The following is a 15600-nucleotide window of genomic DNA, read 5'->3' as shown; positions in this document are numbered from 1 at the left end:
CGGGGTCGCCAGCGTCGGCACGACACGCTAGACGCTAAACTTCATGCGAGCTGTAGACCTGGTGATCGTTGGTGGCGGGCTCGCTGGGGGATTGTGCGCCCTGGCCCTGCGCCGTCGCCGTCCCGACCTCAGGATATTGCTGGTGGAGCCGGACGCGACGATCGGCGGCAATCACCTCTGGTCCTTTTTCGAAAGCGACGTCGACCGCAGGCACCGCTGGTTGACCGATCCGCTGATCCGTCACCGCTGGCCGGGCTACGAAGTCCGCTTCCCGGCTCACCGCCGACACCTCGACCAGACCTACCAGACCATCGAAAGCGAAGCGCTCGACGCCGCCGTCCGCACGGCACTCGACCCGGACGAAATCCTGCAGTCGATCGTCTCCGATCTCGGCCCGACCCATGTCATACTCGACGGCGGGAGGCGGATCGACGCCGCCGCCGTGCTCGATGCGCGCGGCGGCAAGGCCAAGGGGCTCGAGCTCGGCTGGCAGAAGTTCGTCGGCCAGCTGCTCACCATCCCCCAGGGCCACGGCCTCGCCGACCCGATCGTGATGGACGCCACCGTCGAACAACACGACGGCTATCGCTTCGTCTACTGCCTCCCCTTCTCGCCCACCCAGCTGTTCGTCGAGGACACCTATTATTCCGACGGGCCCGAGATCGATCACGATCAGCTGCGCGACCGCATCGGCGACTATGCCGCCGCGCAAGGCTGGCAGGTCGCAGAGCGCACCCGCGAGGAACAGGGCGCGCTTCCGGTCGTGACCGGCGGCGACTTCGACAAGCTCTGGCCCAGGCACGACCCGGTCGCCCGCGCCGGCGCCCGCGGCGGCTTCTTCCACCCGCTGACCAGCTACTCGCTGCCCGATGCGGTCCGGTTCGCGGTCTGGCTGGCCGAGAAGGCACCGCTCGACGCCACGCTCGGCGCCGCGACCCGCAAGCGCGCGGCCAGGCATTGGAAGAGAGGCGCTTTCTACCGCCTGCTGACCGCCTTGCTGTTCCATGCTGCCGCCCCACATGACCGCTACCGGGTGCTGGAGCGTTTCTACCGCCTTTCCGGCCCCTTGATCGCGCGCTTCTATGCGGGGACCAGCACGGGGCTGGACAAGGCGCGCGTCCTGTCCGGCAAGCCTCCCGTGCCCTTCTTCCGGGCGCTTCGCGTGTTGAAGGACAGTCTGTGATCACTTCCCCCTACAAGACCGCGATCGTCATCGGCGCCGGCTTCGGCGGCCTCGCGCTCGCCATCCGGCTCCAGTCGGCGGGCGTGCAGACGACGGTGATCGAAGCCCGCGACCGTCCCGGCGGCCGTGCCTACGTCTGGGAAAGGGACGGCCACGTGTTCGACGCGGGGCCCACCGTCATCACCGATCCCGACTGCCTCCAGCGCCTGTGGAAGCTTAGCGGTCGCGACATGGCCGAGGACGTCGACCTCGTGCCCGTCAAACCCTTTTACCGCCTGTCGTGGCCCGACGGCACGGTATTCGATTACACCAACGACGATGCCGAGTTGAAGGCGTCGATGGACGCGCTCAACCCCGACGACTGGGCCGGCTACCAGCGCTTCCTCGCCTACAGCGCCGGCGTCTTTAACGAAGGCTATGTGAAGCTCGGGACCAAGGCGTTCGAAAGCATCGGCGACATGCTCAAGGCCGCTCCGGCGCTCGCCAAATATCAGGCCTGGCGCTCGGTCTATTCGATGGTGTCGAGCTTCGTCGAGGACGAGCACCTCCGCCAGGCATTGAGCTTCCATACCCTGCTGGTCGGCGGGAATCCGATGACCTGTTCGTCGATCTACGCCCTCATTCACAAGCTGGAGCGTGACGGCGGCGTGTGGTTCGCCAAGGGCGGCACGAACCAGCTCATTGCCGGCATGGTCCGCCATTTCGAGCGGATCGGCGGCACCATCCGCCTCGGTGACCCGGTCACGTCCATCACCGCGCAGAACGACCGCGTCACCGGCGTCCGCACGGCATCAGGCTGGAGCGCCACCGCCGATGCGGTCGCCTCCAACGGCGATGTTGTGCACAGCTATGGCCTGATCGAGGGCTCCAGCCGCGGCCCGCAACAGGTCCGCGCCCTCAAGCGCAAGCGCTTCTCGCCCGGCCTGTTCGTGCTCCACTTCGGGCTGGAGGGCACCTGCGACATCGCCCACCACACCATCCTGTTTGGGCCGCGCTACGGCGGGCTGGTCAACGACATCTACAAGACCGGCAAGCTCGCGACCGATCCGGCGCTCTACCTCCACCACCCGACCATCACCGACCCGTCGATGGCGCCGCCGGGCTGCTCGACCTTTTACGCGCTGGCGCCCGTTCCCAACGCCGCCCGCGCCGACGTCGATTGGGCGGTGGAGGGGCCAAAATATCAGGAGGTCGTGCTCGACACGCTGGAGGAGCGGCTGATCCCCGACATCCGCAGCCGCATTCGTACCATCTTCCACTACACCCCGGCCGACTTCTCGACCGACCTCGCCGCGCATCTGGGCTCCGCCTTCAGCCTCGAGCCGGTGCTGTGGCAGTCGGCCTGGTTCCGCACCCACAACCGCGACGACAAGCTGCACAACCTGTATTTCGTCGGCGCCGGCACCCACCCGGGCGCGGGCATTCCCGGCGTGGTCGGAAGCGCGGAGGCAACCGCGGGACTGATGCTGGCGTGATTGCGGGCGAGGAACGGGCGCGGCTGGTCCAGGGCGCGCTGGAAAGCATCTCGGCGGGCTCCAAAAGCTTCCGCTTTGCCAGCCAGCTGTTCGACCTGCCCACGCGGGAACGCAGCTGGCTGCTCTACAGCTGGTGCCGCGCCTGCGACGACATCACCGACGGCCAGACCCTCGGCCACGATGCCGGGCGCGTCGCCGACCCCGCCGCGCGCATCGCTTTCCTCAAGGAAAAGACCGCTGCCGCCTTTGCCGGCGAGGAAACCGGGCTGGTCCCTTTCGACGCCCTCCGCGTCGTCGCCGCCGACTGCGCCATTCCCCAGGCCATCGCCGCCGATCACCTTGCCGGGTTCGAGCGCGACGCGGCCGGCTGGCGCCCCACCACCACCGATGACCTGCTGTCCTATTGCTACCAGGTCGCCGGCGCGGTTGGCGTCATGATGGCACATGTCATGGGCGTCGATCCGGCGGACGAGGACACCCTCCACCGCGCCGCCGATCTCGGCATCGCCTTCCAGCTCGCCAACATCGCTCGCGACATCGTCGAGGACGCCCGCGTCGGCCGCGTCTACCTGCCGACCGACTGGCTGGAAGCGGAAGGACTGGCCGGCGCCGACCTCGCGGATCCCAGGCACCGCCCTGCCCTCGCCCGCCTTGCCCACCGCCTCAGCACCATGGCCGACGAGTATCGCCGCTCGGCGCGCATCGGCGCCGCCCGCCTCCCCTTCCGCAGCCGCTGGGCCGTCCTCTCGGCCAGCGGCATCTACGGCGAGATCGCGACCCGCGCCGCGGCGTTCGGCCCCCGGGCGTGGGACGAGCGGATCAGCACCTCCAAGGCAGAGAAGGCCGCGCTGGTGATGGATGCCTTCTGGGAAGCCCTGTGGCCGGTCAGACCCTCGTCTCGGACCGGTCTGTGGACGCGCCCTTCGCGGCCCTGACGCGTGCCTCCGCGCTGCGCTTCAGCGCCTGCTTCAGCGCATCCACCGGGGGCGCGTAGAGGAAGCCATAGCTGACTGCTCCATCGCGGCTTTCTACCGCGTGATGCAGCTTGTGGGCCTGCACGATCCGCTTGAAATAGGTCGAGCGCGGCACGATCCGGTGCGGCAGCCGGCCATGCACGATGACGTCGTGGAAGCCGAAATAGATCACGCCGTAAAAGGCCACGCCGGCGCCGGTCCAGGTCGCCCAGTCGCCCCACCCGCCGTTCAGCCCGCCCCAGATCAGCAGGATCGAGGGCAAGGCGAAGACCACGGCGTAGAGGTCGTTGCGCTCGAACCAGCCTTCGCGCTCGCGGTGATGGCTTTCGTGCCACGCCCAGCCCAGCCGCGAATGCATCACCCAGCGATGCAGCACGTAGGCGAAGCCTTCCATCACGAGGACGGTGGCGGTGAACAGCATCATTCCGGCAAGCCAGGACATGGACGCGATATAGGTGTGAGTGCGGCCCCCGTCACCCGGACCAATTGCCCTAGCCGCGTTCGGCGATGAACCGCATCAGCTCGGCCAGCGTGCTCTCCATCTGGTCCTGCATCTGGCTGACCAGCTCGTTCTCGCGCATGCCTTCATGGTCGAGCGGCTTGGAATAGCTGTCGCTGAAGGCCTTGAGGTCGCTTTCGTCGAACACCCCGCGGGCGACCAGCTTGGCCAGGATCACCAGCAGGCCGTTGGTGTTGGCGATGGTCCCGGCGACCAGCGCCTCGTCCACCATCGACAACTCGCCGCGCTCCTCTTCCGGCGGGATCTCTACTTCTTCTGCCATGGTCCGCTTAGAGGAAAGTGGCGCCGCAAGGTCAATCGAGAAAGCCGCCGAGCGCGGTCCAGCGCCTCGCCTTCTCGGCGAACGGCAGGGTGTAGGCTGGGCTGGACGACGGCAGGTCGACCAGCGCAAGCGTGGTTCCGGCCAGTGCCCTGCGTCCAAGCCGCGCCGCGGTCCCGCCGTTGAACGCCACCGCCCTAAGCTCGGGCAGGCCGGCGACGAAGCCCGCCAGGTCGCGCGCCTCGATCTCCCGCATCGCCCCGTCGAGGCTGCCGCTCCGCCGCGCGGTATGGACCACGTCCCACAGGGCGATCCGCCGCGTGCCCAGCTCTTCCAACCGCTCATGATAATCAAGCGCGTCGAGCGGAGCCCCCACCACGCCTTGCATCAGGTGCCAGAATTGGTTGCGGGGATGGGCATAATAACGCGCCGCCCGCAGCGACGCCTCTCCCGGCAGGCTGCCCAGTATCAGCAGCCGGGCGTCCGGCCGAACTACCGGAGGCAGGCCGTGCTTCAGCGCTCCGATCATGTTAGCAGCGCCCTCATGCCACGGCCCTTCCACCTCGCCATCCTCGGCCTGCTCGCGATTCTGCTGACCCGCAGCAGCCGCGATTGGACGAAACCGCCCGGCCGCCGCTAAGGGCTGCTGCATGGCTCCCGAGGACCTCCGCATCGCCCTTGTCTCGGGCAACTACAACTACGTTCGCGACGGCGCCAACCAGGCGCTGAACCGCCTCGTCGGCTATCTGCTGCGCCAAGGCTGCAAGGTCCGCACCTATTCGCCGACGGTGGCCGAACCCGCCTTTCCGCCGACCGGCGACCTCGTCTCGCTGCCCTCGATCGCGGCGCCGGGGCGGCCCGAATATCGCATTCCGCTCGGCCTCACCCGCGCGGTGCGCAAGGACCTCGAGGCGTTCGCGCCCAATATCGTCCACATCGCCAGCCCGGATATCAGCTCGCACCGCGCAGTCAGCTGGGCCCGCGCCCGCAAGATCCCGGCGGTCGCCTCGGTCCACACCCGGTTCGAAACCTATCTCGCTTATTATCATCTCGAACTGCTCGAACCGACCGTCCGCGCCGCGCTGCGCCGGCTGTACCTGCGCTGCGACGCGCTGCTGGTGCCGGCCGAATCCACCGCCGCCGTGCTCCGCGCGCAGCGGATGAACCGCAACATCTCGATCTGGTCGCGCGGCGTCGATCGCGCCCAGTTCAACCCCGAGCGGCGCAGCCTTGAATGGCGTCGCAGCCTCGGCATCGGCGATGACGAGCTGGTGGTCGGCTTCCTCGGCCGGATCGTGATGGAAAAAGGCCTCGACGTGTTCGCCGCCGTCCATGACGAGCTCACCGCGAACAACGTCCCCCACCGCGTGCTGGTGATCGGCGAAGGCCCCGCCCGCCCGTGGTTCGAGAAGGCGCTTCCGAACGGCGTCTTCGTCGGCCACCAGGAAAAGGACGACCTCGCCCGCGCGCTCGCCAGCTGCGACCTGTTCCTCAATCCCTCGATCACCGAGACGTTCGGCAATGTTACGCTGGAAGCCATGGCCTGCGCGCTGCCGGTCGTCGCCGCCGCCGCCACCGGTGCGACGAACCTGGTGCGCGACGGAGAAACCGGCACCCTGGCCGAGCCCGGCGACATTCCCGCGCTGGCCGCCGCGGTCGCTGCCTACGCCGCCGACCCGGCCCTTCGCGCACGCCACGGCGCCGCCGGCCTCGCCTTTGCCAAGACGCAGGATTGGGACGTGATCAACGCAGCAGTGCTCAAGACCTACGCCCGGGCGATCGAACGCCGCGACCGGCTCAGCCGGATGCAGGGTTAAGGGAGCGCCTCAGCCTTCCAGCTGGCGGGTCAGCAGGCGGATCGCCGCATCGATATCGGGATCGGACGCGCGCAGCTTCTCGATCTGCTTCACGGCATGGATCACCGTCGTATGGTCGCGCCCACCGAAGCGGCGGCCGATGTCGGGAAGCGACTTGGGCGTCAGCTGCTTCGACAGGTACATCGCCACCTGCCGCGGACGGGCGACTTCCCGGGCGCGCCGGGCCGACACCATCTCCGCCTTGCGGATGCAATAATGGTCGGCAACGCGGGTCTGGATCTCGTCGATGCTGATCCGGCGCTGGTTGGCGCGAAGCACGTTCGCCAGCACTTCCTCGACGAACGCCAGGTCGATCGCGCGCCCGGTCATCAGCGCATAGGCGCCGATCCGATTGAGCGCGCCTTCCAGCTCGCGGATCGAGTTGGTCAGCCGGCGGGCGAGGAAATCGACCACATTGTCGGCCATGCTGATGCCGGGCAGCAGCGCTAGCTTCGCCAGCAGGATGTTGTAGCGCAGCTCGAGGTCGGCGGCATTGATGTCCGCGACCAGGCCCCAGCTCAGGCGCGACAGGATGCGCGGCGCGATCCCGTCCAGGTCCTGCGGCGCCCGGTCCGACGTGATCACCAACCGCTTACCGGCGTTGATGATCTCGTTCATCGTGTGGAAGAATTCTTCCTGCGTCGATTCCTTGCCGGCGATGAACTGGACGTCGTCGATCAGCAGCAGGTCGGCGCTGCGCAGCCGCTGCTTGAAACCGATGGTGTCATTCTCGCGAATCGCACGGACGAATTCGACCATGAACTTCTCGGCGCTCATCATCACCACCTGCGCGGAGGGATTGAGCTCGAGGAAGCGCTGGCCCAGCGCATGCAGCAGGTGGGTCTTGCCCCGCCCGGTGCCGCCATGGAGGAACAGCGGATTGAAAGTGACCGTCGGTGCTTCGGCCAGGGTCTTGGCGGCGGTTGCGGCGACTTCATTGGCCTTGCCGACGATGAAGCTGCCGAAGCTGTAGCGCGGATCGAATGCCGGGCGCGGATGCGGCGCAGCGGCGGCCTTGCGCTCGGCCGGAAGCGGCTCCTCGTCGAGGATCAGCAGAGGCGCAGGACGAGGACCGCCCTCGCAGGCGACCACCCGCACGTCGCGCACCACCGGAAGCGTCGTCCGCCAGGCAAGCTGGAGTCGCTCACCGAAGTGGCTGCGTACCCAGTCGGCCATGAACTGGCTCGGCATGATCAGCTCGAGGCTGCCCGATTCGGGATCGAACTCGCCCAGCTCGGCAGGCTTCAGCCAGCCGTCGAAAGTCCGCGCGCCGCAATCGCGACGCAGACCGGTCCGGATCGCGGCCCAGGCGGCGCTGAGCGGCGAGCTGTCGCTGGCACCCGCCAGCTCCGCATTGCCACCCCGTCCCTGTGCCATATCTCCGAAACCGCTCACTCGACCCTGCCTCCCAATCATCCGCGCCAACAGTGTCGCGCCACAGGCAAGAGGGATTGATCACGCCGACCGCAGTCGACGCGCCTGTCCTTTGCCTCGCGTGGATCCCCCCAGTGGAATCACTGCCGGAGGAGTTTTCTGGAGCATTGGGAGGGCGTCTGACAACGGCAATTTTTCATCGAAGTGAAATAAAGCCGCTTGACAGGCCTTTGTGAGGGGAGCGCCAATTAACGTTGGTTTTCAGCCATTTCTCGACCACCTGTTAACTGGCCTCTCATGCGAATCGCAGTAACGAAACAGTTTTTTAGCCGTAACGAAAAAGGCCGCCGGATTTGCATCCGACGGCCTTCCCGTTTTGGATCAGGCTGAAGCGTTTCAGCCCAGCGACGAAACCCGCTTCGTCAGGCGCGAGAACTTGCGCGAGGCGGTGTTCTTGTGAAGCACGCCGCGCGCGACTCCGCGAGCCAGCTCCGGCTGGGCCTGCTTGAGCGCTTCCGAAGCCGCACCCTTGTCGCCCGCCAGCAGCGCCGACTCGACGGCCTTGATGAAGGTCCGGATGCGGCTGACGCGCGCGCCGTTGATTTCGGCGCGGCGGGTGTTGCGGCGGATGCGCTTCTTGGCTTGCGGCGTGTTCGCCATGGCTGGCTCGGTTCCCTAGTGATGCTGACAAAAAGAAAAGCGGCGCGGCCTCAGGCGGCACGCACCGATTGGGCGCTCCACTAACCGAAGCGCCCTGCACGGTCAACTCACTAGCGCTGGCAGGCCGGACAATACCAGGTCGATCGCCCGCCCTGCGCGAACCGCTTCACCGTTCCGCCGCATGGGCAGGGCTCCCCTTCCCGGTCGTAAACCGAGAAGCTCTTGCTGAAATAGCCCAGCTCGCCGTCGGGACGGGCATAATCGCGCAGGCTCGACCCGCCCGCCAGAATCGCTTCGTCCAGCACCGCGTGGATCGCCGGCACCAGCCGCTTCAAGCGCTCGAGGCTGACCTTGCCCGCCGCCCGCCTGGGATTGATCCCGGCCCGGAACAGCGCCTCGCAGACATAGATGTTACCCAGTCCCGCGACGATGTTCTGGTCGAGCAGCATCAGCTTGATCGCCGCGCTCCGCCTGGCCAGCCGCCGCTTCAGTTCCTCTGCGGAAAGGTCGAACGGCTCGGGCCCGAGCGCCTTGAACGGCCCCCACCCTTCCAGCTCCGCGGTCGGCACCAGGTCGACGCTGCCGAACCGGCGCGGGTCGTTCAGGACCAGCCGGTGCCCGTCGTCGGTTTCCATCGCCAGATGATCGTGCGGCTCGTCCGCTGCCGGATCGATCCGCCACCGTCCGCTCATGCCGAGGTGGAACACCATGGTGTCCCCGCGGTCGGTGTGGATCAGCCCGTATTTGGCGCGCCGGCCGAGGCCCGTCACCCGCGCGCCCGTCAACCGCTGGCCAAGGTCTTGTGGAAACGCGCGGCGCAAATCGGCACGCCGGGCCTCGACCCTGGTCAGCCGGCGGCCCTCCAGCACCTTCGCCAGGCCGCGCACGGTGGTTTCGACTTCGGGAAGCTCGGGCATTTAGATTAGGTGGACATCGAGGCCAGCGGCCTCAAGACGGCCAAGTATCTTCCTCATCTTTGCAATCTCAGTTCCCCATGAGCTGGCCAAACCAAGTTCGTCGCAAATCTCTCTGTTCGAAAGCCCTTCGAATTCATGAGCATGCTTGAGGCACTGCAAATGAAGCTCAGCCACGTAACCATTTCGTGGAGCTCGATCGACTGCTCTCTTGATGCGCTCGAATATCTCTTTCTTCATCTTCGCTCTCCTAGCATTTTTTGAGTATTTTATATTTTTGCAAATTGCAATATTATTTGGGATGGGAATGGCGTGATGAAGCCGCTAGAGCGCCAACCATGCCCGATACCGTGAACTTCGGCGACCAGCTCGTCAGCCCCGAGGAAAAGACCCGCAAGGTCGGCGAGGTTTTCTCGTCGGTCGCCCGCCGCTACGACGTGATGAACGACCTGATGAGCGGCGGCATGCACCGCTTGTGGAAGGACCGCTTCGTCAGCCGGGTGAAGCCGCAACCGCACGAGCACATCCTCGACATGGCGGGCGGCACCGGCGACATCGCCTTCCGCATGGCCAGGCGCGGCGCGGCGGTGACAGTCAGCGACATCAACGCCGACATGCTCGGTGTCGGTGAGGAGCGCGCCGCCAAGAAGGGCATCGAGGGTCTCAACTGGTCGGTCCAGAACGCCGAGGAGCTGAGCTTCGCCGACCGCAGCTTCGATGCCTACACCATCGCCTTCGGCATCCGGAACGTCACCGACATCCCCAAGGCCCTGCGCGATGCGCACCGCGTGCTGAAGTTCGGCGGCCGCCTGTTCGTGCTCGAATTCTCGACCAGCGACTGGCCCGGCTTTGGCGAGCTCTACGAACAATGGGCCGACAAGGCGATCCCGCGCATCGGGAAGGCGGTTGCCAGCGACGAGGCGAGCTATCGCTATCTCGTCGAAAGCATCCGGCGCTTTCCCAAGCCTTACGACTTCGAGCGGATGATCGGCGAGGCCGGCTTCACCCGCACCCGCACCGAGACCCTGATGGGCGGCCTGGTCTGCATCTGGTCGGGGTGGAAGGCTTGAGTTCTTCGCTTACCCACCTGCTGCGCATCCTGCGCTGGGGCCGCACGCTCGCCCGCTACGGCGCGCTGCAGGGGGTGGAGCGTGATCCCCTTACCCCGCCGTTCGCGCGCCGCATCGTCCGCCTCGCCCGCTTCGGCCTCCGCCAGCCCGCCGCGCCCGACTATGCCGCCGCGCTCCAGCAGCTCGGGCCCGCCGCGATCAAGTTCGGCCAGGCGCTGGCGACCCGCCCCGACCTTGTCGGCGAGGAGGCCGCGCACAACCTCTTCGCGCTGCAGGACTCGCTCCCGCCAGCTCCCTTCCCCCTGATTCGCAAGGCGGTCGAACAAGCGCTCGAAGCGCCGCTCGAAAGCCTGTTCAGAGAGTTCGACGAAACCCCGGTCGGCGCCGCCTCGATCGCGCAGGTCCACCGCGCAGTGACGACCGAAGGCCGCGTGGTCGCGGTCAAGGTTCTTCGCCCCGGGATCGAGGAGACCTTCGCCGAAGCGCTCGAGACCTACGAATGGGCCGCCGCCCACCTCGAGGCGCACGCCGGCGACGAAATCCGCCGCCTCCGCCCGAAGACCGTCATCGCCCACTTCCGCCAGTGGACCCGGCGCGAGCTCGACCTGCAGCGCGAGGCCGCCTCAGCGTCCGAGCTGAAGGAAAACATGGTCGCCGAAAGCGGCTTCTACGTCCCCGAGATCGACTGGCGCCGCACCGCCCGCCGGGTGCTGACGCTGGAATGGCTCGATGGGATCAAGCTCTCCAAGCGCGACCAATTGCTCGACGCCGGTCACGACCCCCGCGCGCTCGCCAACATCCTGGTCAAAGCCTTCCTGCGCCAGGCGGTGATCGACGGCTTCTTCCATGCCGATCTTCACCAGGGCAATCTGTTCGCCCTACCCGATGGCCGCCTTGCCGCAATCGACTTCGGGATCATGGGCCGGATCGACCGCCGCGCCCGCCGCTGGCTGGCCGAGATCCTCTACGGCCTGATCACCGGCGACTATGGCCGCGTCGCCGACATCCATTTCGAGGCGCAATACGTGCCTCCGCACCACAATGCCGAGGAGTTTGCGACCGCGCTCCGGGCGGTGGGCGAGCCGATCCGCGGCCTGCCGGTCAAGGACATCAGCGTCGGGCGGATGCTCGAAGGCCTGTTCTCGATCACCCGCGACTTCGACATGCCGACCCAGCCGCACCTGCTGCTGCTGCAGAAGACCATGGTGATGGAAGAAGGCGTCGCCACCTTCCTCGATCCCGACATCAACATGTGGGAATCGGCCGAGCCCTTCCTGCGCGAATGGATCCGCTCGGAGCTCGGCCCGGAAGCCGCGCTCGCCGACCGCCTGATCAAGTGGAAGCGGACGCTCGAAAAGCTCCCCGACCTGATCGACCGCGTCGACCATTTCTTCCCTGCCCCCGGCGGCGCCCCGCCCGAGCTTCCGGAAGTGAATGTCGACGTGAAGCAGTTTCCGCGACCGGCTTGGCGCGACCTGCTGGTTGCGCTGCTCGGCGCCGGTGCGGGCGCCGCGGCGCTCTACTTGCTCATCTAGGGCCAGGGTTAGGCTCTAGCGCGGACCTGTACTGTCAGGCGGCGGATTCATCTGCTCGTCGGGCAACCAGCGAAGCTTGCCCTCGCTGTTGACGGCAAAGCTCTTCACCTCGAGCCTAAACTCGCCGGCAACGTAGATGCTGTAGCTGCGACCCCGCCGGAGCGGCTTTGCCGGCACCTCGACGTCCAACCGGCCAAGCTTCTCACCATAGGCGAAGGGCGTCGGCATGCAGCCGGGCCCGGGCGCGATCTCCTTCACCTTCCAGAGCCAGCCCTCTGAGTCCCACACCTCGATCCCGCATACTGAGAGCGACGGACGATGTGGGATGAGGAACCAGCGCCACTCGCGCTCTGTGGTGATCATGAGGCGCCCGTCCTGGAAAACCAGGTCGAGCGGGAACCTGAGCGTGCAGCTGCCGAGCAGGAGAAGGAGCGTTACCCCCGCTCCTGCCCGACTTAATCCTTGCACAACCCTATCGAGCCGCCACCCGCGACCCGCTGCCCATCCGCCCGAGCACGTCCCTCAGCGCCGCCACACGCTTGGCCGCGATTGGGTCGGCCGGGGCCCTGAGGCCGTTCGCCAGCCCGCGCAGCTGTCCCGCATTTGGCCGCGCCAGCGCCGCGCGAAGCTGCGCGATCTGCGCCGGGGCGATGCTGCCCGACCGCTCAAGCTGGTCGACATAGGCAAGCGCCACCACCGGCACCGCCGGCCAGCTTACCGGCACCTGCTGCTGCGGGTTGAAGCGATTGTCGGGATAGACCGCAAGCGCTGCCGCGGCGATCTCGTTGGGGCTCAGTTGTGGCGACGGCTGCAGCGCCAGCACGTCCAGCCCGCGCGCGATCTCGGTCCCGTAGATCCGGCCCTTGTAGTAATAAGCCGACCAGAAGCCGCCCATCACCAGCTCGTCCTTGTAGACCGGCCCGCGGTCGAAATAGCCGATCTCGCTCGGCCGGCTCGAGTCCGTGAAATCGCTGATCGAGATACCGCCCTGGTACCAGGCCTGGACGAACAGGTCGCGGCCCGGGACCGGGATGATCGACCCATTGTGCGCGACGCAATTCTCCTGGGCGGTCTGCGCGGCCGGCAGCTTGTAGTGATTGCGGAACCGCAGGCGCCCGCCCTCGATGTCGTAGATGGCGTTGGCGCCCCAGTTGGTCGGGTCGCTGACCAGGCAGCGCGGCCGTCCGCCGCCGCCCCATTCATCGGTGAACAGCACCTTGGTGCCGTCGTTGTTGAAGGTCGCGCTGTGCCAGTAGGCGAAGGTCGGGTCGATCACCTGGTCGATCCGCTTGGGCTTGGCGGGATTGCTGATGTCGAGCAGCAGGCCGTTGCCCGAGCAGGCTCCGGCGGCGATCTTGGCGCTCGGGAAGACGGTGATGTCGTGGCACTGGTCGGTCTGCGCGGTGTCCTGCGTCCCGTCGCCATGGTCGCCGCCCGCCCACAGGCCCGAGATGCTTCCGGTGGCGGGATCGCCGAACACCCGCGGCCGGTCGACGATCCGAGACGCCGCGGGATTGGCGACCGGGATCTCGATCACGTCGATCGAGAACAGCGCCGACTTCATCGAGCCCGGATCGGCGACGCAGCTGGCGTCCTCCTTGTCCGACCGGACATTGGCCGTCCCGGACACGTAGACGATGATCTTGCCGTCGCGACCCGGTCCCGACACCACGCTGTGGGTGTGGCTTCCACGGCAGGTCTGGACCGCGCCCACCTGGCGCGGCGCGGCGAGGTTGGAGATGTCGAAGATGCGGATTCCGCGGAAGCGTTCGGCGCTGACATATTCCTGGTTGCCCTGCCGCCCGCAGTCGAGCCGCCCGCGGTTCTGCTCGACCGACATGATCAACAGGTTGCCGACGATCGAAAGGTCGCCCTGCCCGCCCGGGCAGATCACCGAGCTTACCAGGCTCGGCGCGCCGCCGGTTGGGCTTACGCGGTACAGGTTGAACCCATGGTAGTTGCCGGTCGCCAGAATGTCGCCCTGGAACGCCATGTCCGTCTGGGCGAAGCTGAGCAGCGGTGAGCGGCCGGCCCCCTCGGGCACCTTCTCGCCCTTCTTGACCAGTGCTTCGGCCGGCAGGTCGTACGGATTGCGGGGATCGAAGAAACCGGTCGGCTTGGGCAGGCTCGCGACCAGCGCCATGCCCCGGATCGCCTGCCCGGCCTTGGCGGTCCCGGCGCCCAGCGCGGTGCGCGGATCCTCCGCCACCGTGCCGAGCAGGGCGGTCATCCGCTTGATCTCTTCCTGCTGCTCCTTGACCAGATCGACCACGAAGGCGTTCAGCCCCGGATCGGCCGCCGTGCCGCCGCGCCCGGTCAGCTCCTGCGTCATCCGCACCGCGCCGGCGTGGTGGCTGATCATGCGGGTCAGGAACAACCGCTCGAACGCGATGCCCTTGGCCGCTCGCATCTCCGCCAGCTGCGCCGGGGTCGCCATGCCCATGTGGGTCATGTGAGCGGCGTCCATCATCATGTGCGCGGCGTGCGGGCTCGCACTCGCCTGCCCGCGATCGGACAGCCACTTCTTCATCCACGCCATCTCATCGGCCTGGGTGGCGTCGATCCGCTTGGCCATCTGCAGAATCTCGGGCCGGTTGGTCCGCCCCGCGACCAGGGCGGTCATCACGGTCGCCTGCTGGTGGTGCGGGATCATGTCCTGCAGGTAGCGCACATCGAAGGCGGAAAAGCTGGTGTCGGCGATCCGGCTGGCGGTGGTCGCGTCGATCACTCGGCTGGCCTGCCCCGGGGCTCCCGGCTGCACGATCGGCGCGCCCTGCGCAAAGGCGGTAGACGACAGCAAAGCGGCAAGGGCGAAGATGGAAGACTTCATGGGACGGGGCTCTCCTCGGAACGTGGAGAGGAGCCTAGCGTCCCTTTCGCCCTTGCCAAGCGATCGTTTTCAGAGCCCCAGCGCGTCCAGATCGGCAGCCGAGTGGCGCTCGGCCAGCTGCTCGTTCTCCGGCCCGTAGGTGCGGTTGACGCTCCACCCGCGCCTGACCGCCCGGCGCTCCCAGATCTGTTCGGCCCAGCGCCTCACGTGGTTATATTCCCCGGCCCCCACGAATACGTCCGCACCCTCGTAGATGCGTCCGCGCACGACCGATCCATACCATGGCCAGATGGCGATGTCGGCGATGCTGTACTCGCCGCCGGCCACATATTCGCTTTGCGCCAGCCGCTGGTCGAGCACCGACAGCTGCCGCTTCACCTCCATCGTGTAGCGGTCGATCGCATATTCGATCTTCACCGGCGCATAAGCAAAGAAATGGCCGAACCCGCCGCCCAGCAGCGGTGCCGATCCCATCTGCCAGAACAGCCAGCTCAGCGTCTCCGCCCGGCTGGTCCCGAGCAGCGCGCCGAACTTTTCGGCCAGGTAGAGCATGATCGCGCCGCTCTCGAACACCCGCACCGGCTCGGGCCCGCTGCGGTCGACCAGCGCCGGGATCTTGCTGTTGGGATTGATGTCGACGAACCCGCTGGAGAACTGGTTGCCCTCCATGATGTCGATCCGCCACGCATCATACTCCGCGCCGCTGTGACCCGCCGCAAGCAGTTCCTCGAGCAGGATGGTCACCTTCTGCCCGTTGGGGGTGCCGAGGCTGTAGAGCTGCAAGGGATGCTCGCCGACCGGCAGCTCCTTGTCGTGGGTCGCGCCGGCCACGGGCCGGTTGATCGCCGCGAAACGCCCCTCCGCGGGCTTGGGGGTCCACACCTTGGGCGGCACATAGTCGGTCATCGCGGGCAAGCTCCTGTCGGTTCGGCGGGTATCTGGGTGCGGCG

At 67.1% G+C, this 15600-nt stretch carries 16 protein-coding genes; 6 read left to right on the top strand and 10 right to left on the bottom strand.

Annotated elements, in window-relative coordinates; genetic code table 11:
- The first annotated feature begins 43 nt into the window (after positions 1–43).
- Genes crtY through GGQ97_RS07565 form a run of 3 tightly spaced genes read left to right on the top strand, consistent with a single transcriptional unit; the run spans position 44 to position 3593 of the window.
- Positions 44–1183 (top strand): lycopene beta-cyclase CrtY, encoded by a 1140-nt coding sequence (crtY, locus tag GGQ97_RS07575; protein WP_168068427.1) that lies wholly within the window; start codon positions 44–46, stop codon positions 1181–1183.
- Complete coding sequence (locus GGQ97_RS07570; RefSeq protein WP_342448476.1) at positions 1180–2658, top strand: phytoene desaturase; 1479 nt, start codon at positions 1180–1182, stop codon at positions 2656–2658. Before crtY ends, GGQ97_RS07570 begins: the two co-directional genes overlap by 4 nt.
- The gene (locus GGQ97_RS07565; protein WP_342448475.1) at positions 2655–3593 is read left to right on the top strand and encodes a phytoene/squalene synthase family protein; all 939 of its coding nucleotides are present in this window, start codon (positions 2655–2657) and stop codon (positions 3591–3593) included. The genes GGQ97_RS07570 and GGQ97_RS07565 overlap by 4 nt, the downstream gene beginning before the upstream one ends.
- Here GGQ97_RS07565 and GGQ97_RS07560 read toward each other — a convergent pair.
- The 3 genes from GGQ97_RS07560 to GGQ97_RS07550 are packed head-to-tail and all read right to left on the bottom strand — an operon-like array spanning position 3544 to position 5063.
- Positions 3544–4074 (bottom strand): sterol desaturase family protein, encoded by a 531-nt coding sequence (locus tag GGQ97_RS07560; protein ID WP_168068425.1) that lies wholly within the window; start codon positions 4072–4074, stop codon positions 3544–3546. The two genes, GGQ97_RS07565 and GGQ97_RS07560, sit on opposite strands and share 50 nt — an antisense overlap.
- Positions 4075–4123: 49 nt before the next feature.
- The gene (locus GGQ97_RS07555; RefSeq protein ID WP_168068423.1) at positions 4124–4414 is read right to left on the bottom strand and encodes a hypothetical protein; all 291 of its coding nucleotides are present in this window, start codon (positions 4412–4414) and stop codon (positions 4124–4126) included.
- Between the two features lie 31 nt (positions 4415–4445).
- A complete protein-coding gene (locus tag GGQ97_RS07550) occupies positions 4446–5063 on the bottom strand; it encodes a DNA-deoxyinosine glycosylase (protein WP_245197908.1) in 618 nt (205 codons plus the stop codon).
- Between GGQ97_RS07550 and GGQ97_RS07545 the strand changes: the two genes are divergently transcribed.
- A complete protein-coding gene (locus tag GGQ97_RS07545; RefSeq protein WP_168068421.1) occupies positions 5062–6228 on the top strand; it encodes a glycosyltransferase family 4 protein in 1167 nt (388 codons plus the stop codon). The two genes, GGQ97_RS07550 and GGQ97_RS07545, sit on opposite strands and share 2 nt — an antisense overlap.
- A 9-nt stretch (positions 6229–6237) precedes the next feature.
- Here GGQ97_RS07545 and dnaA read toward each other — a convergent pair whose 3' ends face one another.
- From dnaA to GGQ97_RS14710, 4 genes are all read right to left on the bottom strand, one after another.
- Positions 6238–7644 (bottom strand): chromosomal replication initiator protein DnaA, encoded by a 1407-nt coding sequence (gene dnaA / locus GGQ97_RS07540; RefSeq protein WP_168068420.1) that lies wholly within the window; start codon positions 7642–7644, stop codon positions 6238–6240.
- Positions 7645–8037: 393 nt separating this feature from the next.
- Positions 8038–8301 carry a 30S ribosomal protein S20 gene (gene rpsT, locus GGQ97_RS07535; protein ID WP_168068419.1) on the bottom strand — a complete coding sequence of 88 codons (264 nt, stop codon included), beginning with the start codon at positions 8299–8301 and terminating at the stop codon, positions 8038–8040.
- Positions 8302–8411: 110 nt separating this feature from the next.
- On the bottom strand, positions 8412–9218 hold the full coding sequence (mutM, locus tag GGQ97_RS07530) for a bifunctional DNA-formamidopyrimidine glycosylase/DNA-(apurinic or apyrimidinic site) lyase (RefSeq protein ID WP_168068418.1): 807 nt from the start codon (positions 9216–9218) through the stop codon (positions 8412–8414).
- On the bottom strand, positions 9219–9455 hold the full coding sequence (locus GGQ97_RS14710; protein WP_168068417.1) for an HTH-like domain-containing protein: 237 nt from the start codon (positions 9453–9455) through the stop codon (positions 9219–9221).
- A gap of 98 nt (positions 9456–9553) precedes the next feature.
- On the opposite strand from GGQ97_RS14710, the gene GGQ97_RS07520 reads away from it, so the two are divergent.
- Both GGQ97_RS07520 and ubiB read left to right on the top strand, forming a co-directional pair.
- Positions 9554–10285, top strand: coding sequence for a class I SAM-dependent methyltransferase (locus GGQ97_RS07520; RefSeq protein ID WP_168068416.1), 732 nt, complete (start codon positions 9554–9556; stop codon positions 10283–10285).
- A complete protein-coding gene (ubiB, locus tag GGQ97_RS07515) occupies positions 10282–11820 on the top strand; it encodes a 2-polyprenylphenol 6-hydroxylase (protein WP_168068415.1) in 1539 nt (512 codons plus the stop codon). The genes GGQ97_RS07520 and ubiB overlap by 4 nt, the downstream gene beginning before the upstream one ends.
- A gap of 15 nt (positions 11821–11835) precedes the next feature.
- On the opposite strand, the gene GGQ97_RS07510 is transcribed toward ubiB, so the two are convergent.
- The 3 genes from GGQ97_RS07510 to yghU all read right to left on the bottom strand — a co-directional run bounded on the left by GGQ97_RS07510 (position 11836) and on the right by yghU (position 15556).
- Positions 11836–12183 (bottom strand): hypothetical protein, encoded by a 348-nt coding sequence (locus GGQ97_RS07510; protein ID WP_168068414.1) that lies wholly within the window; start codon positions 12181–12183, stop codon positions 11836–11838.
- Positions 12184–12292: 109 nt separating this feature from the next.
- Positions 12293–14650: a DUF305 domain-containing protein gene (locus GGQ97_RS07505; RefSeq protein WP_168068413.1), complete on the bottom strand. Its 2358-nt coding sequence runs from the start codon at positions 14648–14650 to the stop codon at positions 12293–12295.
- Positions 14651–14719: 69 nt separating this feature from the next.
- Positions 14720–15556: a glutathione-dependent disulfide-bond oxidoreductase gene (gene yghU / locus GGQ97_RS07500; RefSeq protein WP_168068411.1), complete on the bottom strand. Its 837-nt coding sequence runs from the start codon at positions 15554–15556 to the stop codon at positions 14720–14722.
- Positions 15557–15600: the final 44 nt, after the last annotated feature.

The sequence above is a fragment of the Sphingomonas kaistensis genome, assembly GCF_011927725.1.
Lineage (GTDB): Bacteria > Pseudomonadota > Alphaproteobacteria > Sphingomonadales > Sphingomonadaceae > Sphingomicrobium > Sphingomicrobium kaistense.
Note: the sequence above shows the minus strand (reverse complement) of the source record. Positions and strands in the feature narration are given on the sequence as shown.

What these genes read in the sequence shown, in the direction of transcription:
- mutM (WP_168068418.1), bottom strand. Translation starts at nt 9,218, where the DNA reads ATGCCCGAGCTTCCCGAAGTCGAAACCACCGTGCGCGGCCTGGCGAAG.
- GGQ97_RS07560 (WP_168068425.1), bottom strand. Translation starts at nt 4,074, where the DNA reads ATGTCCTGGCTTGCCGGAATGATGCTGTTCACCGCCACCGTCCTCGTG.
- GGQ97_RS07550 (WP_245197908.1), bottom strand. Translation starts at nt 5,063, where the DNA reads ATGCAGCAGCCCTTAGCGGCGGCCGGGCGGTTTCGTCCAATCGCGGCT.
- GGQ97_RS07505 (WP_168068413.1), bottom strand. Translation starts at nt 14,650, where the DNA reads ATGAAGTCTTCCATCTTCGCCCTTGCCGCTTTGCTGTCGTCTACCGCC.
- dnaA (WP_168068420.1), bottom strand. Translation starts at nt 7,644, where the DNA reads ATGGCACAGGGACGGGGTGGCAATGCGGAGCTGGCGGGTGCCAGCGAC.
- GGQ97_RS07520 (WP_168068416.1), top strand. Translation starts at nt 9,554, where the DNA reads ATGCCCGATACCGTGAACTTCGGCGACCAGCTCGTCAGCCCCGAGGAA.
- yghU (WP_168068411.1), bottom strand. Translation starts at nt 15,556, where the DNA reads ATGACCGACTATGTGCCGCCCAAGGTGTGGACCCCCAAGCCCGCGGAG.
- crtY (WP_168068427.1), top strand. Translation starts at nt 44, where the DNA reads ATGCGAGCTGTAGACCTGGTGATCGTTGGTGGCGGGCTCGCTGGGGGA.
- GGQ97_RS07510 (WP_168068414.1), bottom strand. Translation starts at nt 12,183, where the DNA reads ATGATCACCACAGAGCGCGAGTGGCGCTGGTTCCTCATCCCACATCGT.
- GGQ97_RS07545 (WP_168068421.1), top strand. Translation starts at nt 5,062, where the DNA reads ATGGCTCCCGAGGACCTCCGCATCGCCCTTGTCTCGGGCAACTACAAC.
- rpsT (WP_168068419.1), bottom strand. Translation starts at nt 8,301, where the DNA reads ATGGCGAACACGCCGCAAGCCAAGAAGCGCATCCGCCGCAACACCCGC.
- GGQ97_RS14710 (WP_168068417.1), bottom strand. Translation starts at nt 9,455, where the DNA reads ATGAAGAAAGAGATATTCGAGCGCATCAAGAGAGCAGTCGATCGAGCT.
- GGQ97_RS07555 (WP_168068423.1), bottom strand. Translation starts at nt 4,414, where the DNA reads ATGGCAGAAGAAGTAGAGATCCCGCCGGAAGAGGAGCGCGGCGAGTTG.